Source organism: Arcicella aurantiaca (assembly GCF_003148625.1).
Classification (GTDB): domain Bacteria; phylum Bacteroidota; class Bacteroidia; order Cytophagales; family Spirosomataceae; genus Arcicella; species Arcicella aurantiaca.
On the sequence record NZ_QGGO01000001.1, the window covers coordinates 370578 to 382037 of the forward strand.

Annotated in this window: 9 protein-coding genes, 1 other RNA gene and 1 pseudogene; 10 read left to right on the forward strand and 1 reads right to left on the reverse strand. The window is 35.2% G+C overall.

Features of this window, described 5'->3' with window-relative positions:
- The first annotated feature begins 230 nt into the window (after positions 1 to 230).
- Positions 231 to 977, forward strand: a complete 747-nt coding sequence (gene fabG, locus LV89_RS01560; protein WP_109741094.1) for a 3-oxoacyl-[acyl-carrier-protein] reductase — start codon at positions 231 to 233, stop codon at positions 975 to 977.
- 97 nt (positions 978 to 1074) lie between these two features.
- Positions 1075 to 3156 carry a hypothetical protein gene (locus LV89_RS01565; RefSeq protein ID WP_109741095.1) on the forward strand — a complete coding sequence of 694 codons (2082 nt, stop codon included), beginning with the start codon at positions 1075 to 1077 and terminating at the stop codon, positions 3154 to 3156.
- Here the strand turns inward: LV89_RS01565 and LV89_RS01570 are convergent, their stop codons facing one another.
- Positions 3157 to 3789, reverse strand: a complete 633-nt coding sequence (locus tag LV89_RS01570; RefSeq protein WP_109741096.1) for a hypothetical protein — start codon at positions 3787 to 3789, stop codon at positions 3157 to 3159.
- 76 nt (positions 3790 to 3865) lie between these two features.
- On the opposite strand from LV89_RS01570, the gene LV89_RS01575 reads away from it, so the two are divergent.
- From LV89_RS01575 to LV89_RS01605, 8 genes and pseudogenes are all read left to right on the forward strand, one after another.
- On the forward strand, positions 3866 to 4849 hold the full coding sequence (locus LV89_RS01575; RefSeq protein ID WP_109741120.1) for a Smr/MutS family protein: 984 nt from the start codon (positions 3866 to 3868) through the stop codon (positions 4847 to 4849).
- A 148-nt stretch (positions 4850 to 4997) separates the two neighbouring features.
- Positions 4998 to 6434, forward strand: a complete 1437-nt coding sequence (locus LV89_RS01580) for a DUF4403 family protein (protein WP_109741097.1) — start codon at positions 4998 to 5000, stop codon at positions 6432 to 6434.
- Between the two features lie 91 nt (positions 6435 to 6525).
- Positions 6526 to 6905: RNase P RNA component class A (gene rnpB / locus LV89_RS01585), an RNA gene on the forward strand.
- 249 nt (positions 6906 to 7154) lie between these two features.
- Positions 7155 to 7694 carry a 30S ribosomal protein S16 gene (locus tag LV89_RS01590; protein ID WP_109741098.1) on the forward strand — a complete coding sequence of 180 codons (540 nt, stop codon included), beginning with the start codon at positions 7155 to 7157 and terminating at the stop codon, positions 7692 to 7694.
- Positions 7695 to 7834: 140 nt separating this feature from the next.
- Positions 7835 to 8362 carry a ribosome maturation factor RimM gene (rimM, locus tag LV89_RS01595; protein WP_109741099.1) on the forward strand — a complete coding sequence of 176 codons (528 nt, stop codon included), beginning with the start codon at positions 7835 to 7837 and terminating at the stop codon, positions 8360 to 8362.
- A gap of 104 nt (positions 8363 to 8466) precedes the next feature.
- On the forward strand, positions 8467 to 9156 hold the full coding sequence (trmD, locus tag LV89_RS01600) for a tRNA (guanosine(37)-N1)-methyltransferase TrmD (protein ID WP_109741100.1): 690 nt from the start codon (positions 8467 to 8469) through the stop codon (positions 9154 to 9156).
- A 218-nt stretch (positions 9157 to 9374) separates the two neighbouring features.
- Positions 9375 to 9497: a hypothetical protein gene (locus LV89_RS25780; protein WP_262509843.1), complete on the forward strand. Its 123-nt coding sequence runs from the start codon at positions 9375 to 9377 to the stop codon at positions 9495 to 9497.
- Between the two features lie 477 nt (positions 9498 to 9974).
- Positions 9975 to 11460, forward strand: a pseudogene (locus LV89_RS01605) (hypothetical protein); the annotation flags it as partial.

The following is an 11460-nucleotide window of genomic DNA, read 5'->3' on the forward strand; positions in this document are numbered from 1 at the left end:
TGTGGAAGAGTAAAGATACAAGTATAAATTTTATCGAAAAATTACTTTTTACTTCTCAAAAGAATGAAACTCTTTGCAAGTATTTGATTTATAGTTGATTATAATTGGCAAACCTTTGCTTCTTTCAACTCTATCCTCTAAACTCTATCCTCTAATTTTGCCGTCTTGGGGCGTTCTGTTAAATTTGAGTTCTGAAAGAATTTAAAACCAACGAAATAAAAAACAAATCTATGGCATTATTACAGAATAAGGTCGTTTTAGTAACTGGAGCTTCCAGAGGTATAGGAAGGTCAATTGCTTTCAAAATGGCTCAACAAGGTGCAAATGTAGCTTTTACGTACCTTTCATCAGTAGAAAAGGGACAAGCTCTTGAATCAGAATTGACCGCTTTGGGCGTTAAAGCAAAGGGTTATCGTTCGGATGCTTCGGATTATAAGCAAGCAGAAGAATTGATGAATTCAGTTATTGCTGACTTTGGCACAATAGATGTATTGATAAATAATGCAGGAATCACGAAGGATGGTTTATTGATGCGTATGTCGGAAGAACAATGGGATACGGTTATTCAAGTAAACTTAAAATCAGTATTTAACTTGACAAAAGCGGCAACTAAGCCGATGATGAAAGCTAAATCTGGTTCAATTATCAATTTAACGTCGGTAGTTGGTCTTCGTGGAAATGCTGGACAAGCTAATTATGCTGCTTCCAAAGCGGGTATTATTGGTTTTACAAAATCTGTGGCTTTAGAATTAGGCTCAAGAAATATTCGTTCAAATGCCATTGCTCCAGGTTTTATTGAAACCGAAATGACGGGCGAACTTAATCACGCAGCAACTGAAGAATGGACAAAATCTATTCCTTTGAAGCGTGGCGGACAACCAGAAGAAGTAGCAGACGCTTGCGTTTTCTTGGCTTCTGATATGTCAAAATACATCACTGGGCAAGTGCTTCAAGTTGATGGCGGAATGCTAACATAGCAGTTTGCAGTTATCAGTAAACAGTTATCAGATTTACCGATAGCTGTTTATTGATTTTTTACTGTTTACTGATAATTGTTTACTGATAACTGTAACTATGAAATTCGATTTTCTTTTTCAATCTTCTCCTTGGTTTATTCCTCTTTGTTTATTGGCGGGTGGTTTGTATGCTTTTGTGCTTTATCAAAAAAATACAAATTGGTCGAAGTCGCAAAATTATCTGATGAGTGCCTTTCGGTTCGTGTCGGTGAGTTTGTTGTGTCTTTTGCTTTTAAACTTTTTGATTCGTCAAATCACGCAAACTGTTCAAAAGAAAACCGTAGTGGTTGCTTTAGATAATTCGCAGTCGATGTTGGTAGCAGGACAAAAAAACTTAACTGATTTAGTTGCCAATTTGACTAAATTGAAAGAAGAATTGAAAGCGGAAGAATACAATGTTTCCTTTGCTTCTTTAGACGACGAAACGAATCAAGAGCTTGAAAATCTGAAATTTAATAAAAAGACTACTGACCTTTCAGGATTATTGTCGGGCGTAAAAAATGCCTTTGAAGGTGAAAACTTAACCGACGTTCTTTTAATCTCCGACGGTATTGCCAATCAAGGTGTTTCGCCTGCTTCTAATAGTTTCAACTTTGCTGTTCACACCATTGGATTAGGTGATACTATTCCTAAAAAAGATATTGCAGTTAAATCCGTTTATGCCAATAAGGTAGCCTATTTAGGGAATAAGTTTCCTGTGCAAGCGGACGTTTCGGCTTTTGGTTTTGCTGGGAAAAGTACAAATGTGTATTTAAAGCAAGGTGGTAAAGTTTTAGAAAAACAAACGCTTATCTTTAAGCAAAATGACGATTTAAAAACGGTTACTTTTAACACCACTGCCAATCAGATTGGCGTTCAACATTTAGTAGTTGAGACGGATGTTTTGGGCGGAGAATTTTCTGGAAGAAATAATCATCAAGACCTCTATGTGGAGGTAATTGATGGAAAAGAAAAAATACTTTTGCTTGCTCTTGCTCCGCACCCTGATATAAAAGCATTAAAAAGTATCATTGAGAAAAATGAGAATTATGAATTAGATATTAAAGTTTTGACGGAAAATCCAAATCCAGACGTTGCGTCAAAACCGTATGATTTGTTGATTCTTCATCAGCTTCCAGATTATTTCAATACTTACGCAAATATTTTCAAACCAATAATTGATAAAGGCACACCAACAATGTTTGTTTTGGGAAATCAGTCAGGCACAAGTTATTTGAATCAACTTAATCAGGTGATGCAAATAAGTTCGCAGGCTGGACAAAATGATAAAGTTACAGGAGCTTATAATCAGGCCTTTAAATCTTTGAATTTTGAAACAGAAAAAATGCAGTTAATCAATAAATTACCGCAAATTTCTGTCCCATTTGGAGAATTTAAACTTTTGCCAAATTCCGAAGTAATTCTTTATCAAAAAGTAGGCTCAGTACAAACGCAAAAGCCACTTTTTGTGGTCAATACAGGAGCGAAGAAATCGGCAATATTTACGGGTGAAGGACTTTGGGCTTGGCGTTTAGAAGAATATCAATTGACTGATAAACAGGAAGTTGTTGATGATGTGGTGTTGAAGGTTTTACAGTTTATTTCTGCCAAAGACGATAAACGAAAATTACGAGTTTATCCAATCAATACCGAATTTTTATTGGGTGAAAAAGTGGTTTTTGAAACGGAAATTTACAATGCTATTTATGAGAAATTGTATAATTTACCCATCAAATTAGAAATCAAAGACGAAAAAGGAATTGCCCGAAATTTTAGCTATTCAACATCGCCAGATAATACCAAATTTGAAATTAGTTCTTTGCCTGCTGGCGTGTATCGTTATCGTGCGAGTACGACTGTTTTGGGCAAAGCAGAACTTTCAGTAGGTGAATTTGTCATTAAAGATGTTCAATTAGAAAACCTAAACCTTACCGCCGATTTTGACGGTTTGCGTCAACTTTCTACCAAAACAGGAGGGAAGTTTTTCAAAAATAATCAATTTGAAGAAATCAAAAAGGCAATTTTAAATCATAAAGTTCCTGAGAAAATAGATGCTACCGAAGACTTGAAAGAAATGATAAACTTACGTTGGATTTTCTTTGTGATTTTGGCTCTTTTAACGGCGGAATGGGTAATGAGAAAGTATTTGGGAGGGTATTGATTACTTTCCCTTAAAATACTCCAAAATATATCGATTTGCTTGTTTAAGGATTGCATAAATATTTGACAAATCATCTTGTGTGGCATCATACGCTAAACTTACCGAATATTCTTTTTCTATCAAACAAACAAAAAACCACAATCGACCAACAATATACGAACCATAAATTGGTCGATTGTCATTGTTTCTGATTTGTGCCGCAACCATTGCCACCAATAACTGACCGAGAGGGTCATTATCTTTCTTTTTTTCTTGTTTATATTCGTGGATAAAGAAAAATGGATGTTTGGGTTCTACTTTTCCTGTGGCAATTACGAAATCGACATTACCCGACAGAATTTCTCCATTGACATTAGCAGACAATTTTCTACCCAAAAATGCCTTGTATTTTTCATTATCCATTCCTACCAAATCCATCAAAAGACCTAAGAATTGATATTTCAGTTCTTCTTCATTCCAAGATTCTACATTATCAATCAAACGATTCTTTAATACTTCCAAACGGTTCGTTACGTAATCGTCTCCTTCAAATTGGGCATTTAGCCAATCCGTTAGAACAGGATGATTTTTGATTCTTTTCATATCAAAAGTCTCTTCTACGTCTTCAAATGTCCAGCGTTCAAATGGTTTCATGTGTTTAATGATTTTATTTACCCCAAATTTAGCAAATATTTCCTTAATTTCGCTGTCCAATTACACATACAACATTATGAATATAGGAGATAGAGTACGTCTCATGCGAGGTCGTGAGGAAGGAATTGTTACAAAAATATTAGCTAATGGGCTTTTAGAAATAGAAATTGAAGATGGTTTTACGATTCCCGTAAAAACTTCTGACGTGGTGGTTATTAGTGAAATGGAACAGAAGGTTTTTAATCCTACACCTGTTGCCAGATTTGAACCACAACAAAATATTGACCGTCGTTTACCGACCAATGAAATTTTGGCAAATCGTGGGGTTTATATGGCTTTTATTCCTGTAAACGACCGTGAACTGTCGCAACATCTTATCAATAATACCGATTGGGATATTCCATTTATGTTGTCTGTCGGTTCAGACCCACATCATAAAGGTTTAGCGGCTGGTGTTTTGAAACCAAAAACTTCTATCAAAGTACAAAATGTTTTGGTCAAAGATTTTGAAGATTGGGGAACATTCGTTTTTCAAGCATTTTACTTCCGTTTGGCATTCATGAAATTGCCCGACCCAATTATCAAACGCTTGAAATTTAGAGTAAATACATTTTTCAAGAATAAATCAAAAGCTCCAATTCTTAATCAAGATTCACATTTGTTTCAGTTGGATGCTGAAGATTCAATAAATCCTGTAAGTTTCAAAATTGAACCCGAAAAAATCATTGAACAGATGTTTGAAAAACAAGCACCTGAACCAATGAAATTGCCTTCAAAGCCTTCGTTGTCAATTGATTTACATATTGAAGAATTAACAAAGGATTCTTGGGCGATGACTAACGCTGAAATGTTGAAGCTACAAATGAGTACATTTGAACGCCAATTTGAAGCAGCAATTGCCAATGGAATGGACGAAATTACCTTTATTCATGGAGTTGGAAATGGCGTTTTGCGTGACTCTATTCATAAAAGATTGGCAGGAAATAAGAATGTTCAGTATTTTGAAGATGCACAAAAGGAGAAATTCGGTTATGGAGCTACTAAGGTAAAAATAAAGTAATATTCGGTTGTGTAATTCGTTGGTTTTGGTAATATATACTTATACTAATTTTAAAAAGATATTGCGTGTATGACTTCCGTAAAATACGCACCGAATATTTAAAACTGGTATTATTTTAAAATTTCATTTCAGAGATAGGGAAAGTTTTATGAGAAATCAATTGATTGTTTTGGCAGCAGCCATAATCTTGCAAGGCTGTGCAAGTTCAAGTCCAAGTACAACTTCTTCCAATGGAGGAACTGCCAATAGTACCAACGCTAATCCAGAAGCTCCAAAGGAATCTTATATTTACAAAGGAAAACAAGTGGAAAAAAATGTTTCAACCATCGGAATTCCTTTTGAAATCACGATGGCAGACGTAGAACGTCAAATTAATGCCAATGTAAAAGACTTGGTTTTTGAAGATAATAGCATGGAAGATAACAATTATGATAACTTCATGTGTAAAGTTTATAAAAAAGAGGCAATTTCAGTAACCGCTCAAAATGAGACTTTTACCTTTACTGTACCACTAAAAGTTTGGGCAAAAGTTGGTTATAAAGTAATGGGTATTTCGATTCCTCCGCAAGAATTGAACTTTGATTTTAACGTAAAATTTGGAACAAAATTCGCAATTGCTCCCAATTGGGAAGCATCCGTTCAAAGTTTCCCGATTGGCTACGAATGGGTGAAAAAACCAACCGTTCGTTTGGCAGGTTTCGATATTTCAGTGGCTGGTTTAGTAGAAAAAGCACTTAATTCAAAGCAAGACGCTATCTTGAAAGCCTTAGATGATGCAGTACGTAAAAATGTAGAAATTAAAAAGTACATCGTTCAGGCTTGGAATACAGCAATGCAACCATATTTACTTTCTGAAAAATATAAAACTTGGTTGAAAGTGACGCCTACCGAATTACAAATGACTCCGCTGACAACTGTAAATAATCGTGTAAAAGCAACGATTGGCATTAAAGCGATTACAGAAACCATCACTGGCGTAAAACCAGCGTATTTACCCGTAACAACAGTACCTGATTTAAAGTTAGTTTCGCAAATACCTGATGATTTTCAAGTCGGAATTATTGCAGAAATTCCCCTTTCAGAAGCTGCAAAACTGACAGGCGATACTTTGGTTGGACAAAACTTTTCATTCAAAGATGGAAAATATAATGTTAAAGTAACTGACATTGATATTTATGGAGATGGAGATAAAATGGTTATCAAATCTGGACTTGAAGGAAGTATCAATGGTAAAATTTATTTTAAAGGAACGCCCGCTTACGACCCTGTGACCAAATCTGTTTTCTTGGATAATTTTGATTATGATTTAAAAACCAGAAACGTTTTGATAAGTACGGCAAACTGGTTTTTTCAAGGAAAATTTGCTAAAAATATGAAAGAATCTATGACTTTTAATATAGGAGGACAGATTGACGAAATGAAAAAGCAAGTACAAGCAAACTTGAATAAACCCGTTTCTAAAGGTGTAACGCTCAATGGAAATGTAGTGGATTTAACGCCCGACAAAGTGTATTTAACGCCAAATTCTATCATTGCCGTAATTAATGCGAAGGGTAAGCTAGACATTAAAATTGACGGTTTATAAGGTTAAAAATTAGGGATTTTGTACTTTGAGTTTAGGGATTTTTTAAAAATAATAACGCTTTACTCATAACTCATCACTACTTTTGTACCAGAAAATAAATCATCTTATCGCCTTTGAGCAATCAAGGGAGGAAAGTCTGGACAACGTAGAGCAGCGTGCTTCCTAACGGGAAGGTATTAATTTGGAGACGAATTGATAACAGCAAGTGCAACAGAAAATTACCGCCAAATCTCGGTTTGGTAAGGGTGAAAAGGTAGAGTAAGAGACTACCGCTTGTTTGGTGACAAACAGGGCGTATGTAAACCTCACGTGTTGAAAGACCAAATAGGCTGACAGTTGTAGGGCTGCTCGCCTGATGTCAGTGGGTAGGTCGATAGAGCGTATCGGTGACGGTGCGTCGAGATAAATGATAAGACTTTTTAGTGAAATACCTAAAAATGACAGAATCCGGCTTATAGATTTATTTTCTAAATATTCAGACTTGGAGTTGTGTAAAAGTCCAAAGTATGAAGTCTTAAGTCCTAAGTTATAGCGTAAAATTTGGAGGCTTTTCATAATACTTAATACTTAATACTTTTTACGCAATCTCAAGTCTTTTGTTTTTTAATTAAATAATTCTCGGAACATCTTGCCAACTGCTTATTTTTCACTATCTTTGCACTCCAATTTACAAATACCATAACCGAAGGACGGGTTCCTTCACTAAAACGTAAATAACAGATGGCTGTTAAAATTAGATTAGCACGTCGTGGACGTAAAAAATTAGCGATGTATGACATCGTAGTAGCTGATGCAAGAGCTCCACGTGACGGTAAATTCATCGAAAAAATCGGTACTTATAATCCAAACACAAACCCTGCTTCAATCAACTTGAACGAAGAAACTGCTTTGAGATGGATTATGAATGGTGCTCAACCTACTGATACTACTCGTGCAATTTTGTCATATAAAGGTGTTTTATTGAAAAAACACTTACAAGTTGGTGTTAACAAAGGTGCAATTTCTCAAGAAGTAGCTGATACTAAATTTGCTGACTGGAAAGTAACTAAAGATGCTAAGATTACAGGTAAAACTGACTCTTTAACTGCAACTAAAGATGCTGAGAAAGCTGCTCGTATGGCAAGAGAAATAGAAATTAACGCTGCTCGTGCTGCTGCAATTGCTAAGAAAAACACTGTAGAAGAGCCAGTTGCTGAAGTTGAGGCTGAAGTAGAAGCACCAGTTGCTGATGCAGAAGCTCCAGCAGAATCTGCTGAATAGTTTTTCTAAAAAATAAGATTTTAAGAAATGGTACAAGACTCTTTTAAAGTGGTTTTGTATCATTTTTTTTTGAATATTAATGTAGAACAGGTTGCTGACCTGTCAATGCCAAACAGGTTGGAAACCTGTACTACTATAAAATGACAAAAGAAAATTGTTTTGAATTAGGAAAAATCACAAAAACGCACGGTGTAAGAGGAGAAGTTGTCTTATGGCTTGACGTTGATTTTCCAGAAGATTATGAAGATTTAGAAAGTATATTTCTTGAAGTAAGAGGTGAATTAGTACCATTTTTTATGGAATCATTCCGTCTTTCTGGAAATAGAGCTATTGTTCAATTTGAAGATATTGATACTTTCGAGAAAGCAGAAGGAATGATAAATCTTCAAGCATTTTTACCTTTAGAAGAATTACCAGAACTTGATGACGACCAATTTTACTATCACGAAATTATTGATTTTAAGGTAATTGATAAAAATTTAGGTGAATTAGGTACTGTACAAACAGTTCATTCTATGCAAGCCCAAGATTTATTAGTGATGGATTATAAAGGAAAAGAAGTATTCGTTCCTGTAATTCCTGAGATTGTCTTAAATGCTGAAAAAGATAAAAAAGTATTAAATGTTAATTTACCTGAAGGTTTATTAGAAGTTTATTTAGAAGATTAATGAATGACAAAAGAACGGGGGAATTATAGAATTGAGAATTTAATAAAGAAATTTAAACGCTTTATTTAATCACTCATTCACTCATTCTCTCATTCACTCTTTTCATGAGAATAGATATTATTTCAGTAGTGCCAAAATTGATGGAAAGTTTTTTTGGACATTCTATCTTAAAACGTGGTCAGGAGGCGGGTCATGCAGAAGTTGTATTGCATGATTTGCGTGATTATACCACCACAAAAAGCCGTCAAGTTGATGACTACGCTTTTGGTGGTGGAGCTGGAATGGTGATGCTTGCAGAACCAATTGCCAAGTGTATCAGACATTTGCAGAGCGAGAGAGAATATGATGAAATCATCTATATGACTCCTGATGGTGAAACTTTCAATCAGCAAACAGCCAATAGTTTGTCTTTAGGAGGAAACTTGATATTCTTGTGTGGACATTATAAAGGAGTTGACCAACGTGTTCGAGATATGTTTATCACTAAAGAAATTTCTATTGGTGATTATGTACTTTCGGGTGGAGAATTAGCTGCGGCAGTTTGTGCTGATGCCATTATTCGACTAATTCCCGGGGTTTTGAATGATGAAACCTCTGCTTTGACAGATTCTTTTCAAGATAATCTTTTAGCTCCGCCTGTTTATACTCGCCCTGCCGAATTTGAAGGCGTGAAAGTTCCTGATATTTTATTGTCAGGGCATGAGGCAAAAGTTAATGAATGGCGTTTTGAACAATCTATTGAAAGAACCAAAGCAAGAAGACCTGATTTGTTAGGTAAAACAGGTTTGTTTTAAGAATGAAATATGATACTTTTTGATGAAAATCATAATAAACTGATAAAATCTATATTAATAAAACAAGAAATTTGTTAATCAGATATTTTTTTTCCAAACAAATATATTATATTGCACTTCCAATTGGCTATGAGATATATTGAAGTTGTCAATTAAAAAAATAATGATTTAGTGTTGTTGATGCTATGTAAAGAATGTGTAAACACAAATCATTTTGAATGAAGAAAAAACAAAGTAAGGATTATAATTCGGAAAGCTCGACGTTGATAACGTTGGGCTTTTTTGTTTTAATCATGCAGAAGTATTCGGTGATTGGTTATGATGTTGAGATTATGAGATAAATAAGGATAAACTTCATTTGAACTATTTTCAAATGAGGTAAAATTGGATACGCCATAAGTAGTTGATAATCAAGATTATGATAAAAATAATCCCTAATTACACTTATTATTATTTTATAATCGGATAATTATCAATGTTCTGACGAAAAAATAACTCATGGCATATTAATTGTGGCTTTTATAAAGATACTTATGGGTATATAACACTTCATTTAATAACAATAATTCTTTTAAACCGCCATGAAAAAAGAGAGGAATTGGGATACTGGAATAGGCAATTTTATAATATTTTGCAAAGTCCTTCAATGTAAAGAATTCAAGAATAATCCCTTTAGTTTAAACTTAAATTTTTTCTTTTCCATAAAGAAATTTCGCAGGTCAAGCCTTTGGGGACAACAAGCTGATATAATATTGGCTACCTTTAGATGGTTGCGTCCCCAATATTATAACTCCTTGTTATTTAGTGGATTGTTTATCATGTTAGCCAATATTTCATTTGGACAAACGGGTACATTCGCTTGGTATAATGGTTCAACAGGGAATGTGTGGAATGCTACCGATGTTTCTAAAACATTTACAATCAGTTGTGGAACGGGTTGTACTGTGGACGTCACCATGACTATTATTGACCCTAATAATAGAAATTGTGACCCTGATACCTATACAACCAATCCTTTTGATACAGGTAATGGATGTTTACCTTATCCAAATGGGACTTCCACTGAGGTAGATAATGTTACAGGAAATGGTACAATCATTGATCCTTGGGACTCAGACTGTAATCCTGTTTTTACACAAACAAATGGCTCTTATGGACTTAACTTTTTAACATTTGCAGTTAATGCTTTTCAGTTCCATGAATATGTTACGATAAGATATACTTTTTCAAAACCAGTGTATTTGTCAAATTATACCATTAGCGATATTGATTATATCGGTTTACACTGGACTTTTGAGCCTACATTAAATCAATCAAGTATATCAAAATATGAAGCTCCGGGAAACTCCTATCAAGATGAAATTAGAGTAACTGCTAAAGGAGCAAACGGATTAAACGTTCCAATCTCTATTGCTGCTGGCTCGGCTATCACTGTTAATACTGCAACTCAGACCGCAAAAGCCAGCTATAATTCAAACCAAAATGGTAATGTTTTGCCTGCTGACCCCGTAGGTACAATTGCTTTAAGTTCTACGTATGCAATAAAACAGTTAGATATTATTTATTCAAATGGACCTGACGATGCAAGTGATGAACAAGCTCACCCAGAATATTATACTTGGTGGGTAAATGGTGGAACTTATACCATGAGTAATGGTGTAACACAAACTCAGCCTGCTAAAGGTACGACAAATGGAGCAAGCGATAACCAAGCGGTTCGTTTGTCTGGATTTACTTTTCAGGCTTGTCCAGATTTTACTTTTACCAGAACCAATGCAACAGTTTGTGCTGGAAAAACGGCAACTATCGGAGCAAGCCCTGCCAACGGAACTGCTCCTTACACTTATAGTTGGGTTGGTCCAAGTGGTTTTACCTCAACGAGTCAAAATCCATCAATTGTCAATGTAACTTCTGCACAAGCAGGTGTTTATACGGTAACTGCCATTGATGTAAATGGATGTGAAGGAACAACAACGGCACAAGTGACTGTGAATCCTGTACCAACGCCAACAATTAATGCTAATCTAAGTATTTGTTCAGGAGCTACGGTTAATCTTACATCGTCGGGGGGAGGTACTTATGCTTGGGCAGGACCTAATTCTTTTACTTCAGCTTTACAAAATCCAAGCATTACCAGTGCAACTACTGCTGTAACAGGTACTTATGTTCTTACTGTAACGGGTGCAAATGCTTGTACGGCTACGGCTCAGACTGTCGTTACGGTAAATCCTACACCATCACCAACGGTCAATAGTCCAACGATATGTTCTGGCGTAAGTACAACTTTAACGGTTGGTAATTGTG

Bases quoted from the DNA above. Each gene is read 5' to 3' on its own strand.
- LV89_RS01570 (WP_109741096.1), bottom strand. From the start codon at position 3,789: ATGAAACCATTTGAACGCTGGACATTTGAAGACGTAGAAGAGACTTTT.
- trmD (WP_109741100.1), top strand. From the start codon at position 8,467: ATGAGAATAGATATTATTTCAGTAGTGCCAAAATTGATGGAAAGTTTT.
- LV89_RS01590 (WP_109741098.1), top strand. From the start codon at position 7,155: ATGGCTGTTAAAATTAGATTAGCACGTCGTGGACGTAAAAAATTAGCG.
- LV89_RS01580 (WP_109741097.1), top strand. From the start codon at position 4,998: ATGAGAAATCAATTGATTGTTTTGGCAGCAGCCATAATCTTGCAAGGC.
- LV89_RS01575 (WP_109741120.1), top strand. From the start codon at position 3,866: ATGAATATAGGAGATAGAGTACGTCTCATGCGAGGTCGTGAGGAAGGA.
- LV89_RS25780 (WP_262509843.1), top strand. From the start codon at position 9,375: ATGAAGAAAAAACAAAGTAAGGATTATAATTCGGAAAGCTCGACGTTG.
- fabG (WP_109741094.1), top strand. From the start codon at position 231: ATGGCATTATTACAGAATAAGGTCGTTTTAGTAACTGGAGCTTCCAGA.
- rimM (WP_109741099.1), top strand. From the start codon at position 7,835: ATGACAAAAGAAAATTGTTTTGAATTAGGAAAAATCACAAAAACGCAC.
- LV89_RS01565 (WP_109741095.1), top strand. From the start codon at position 1,075: ATGAAATTCGATTTTCTTTTTCAATCTTCTCCTTGGTTTATTCCTCTT.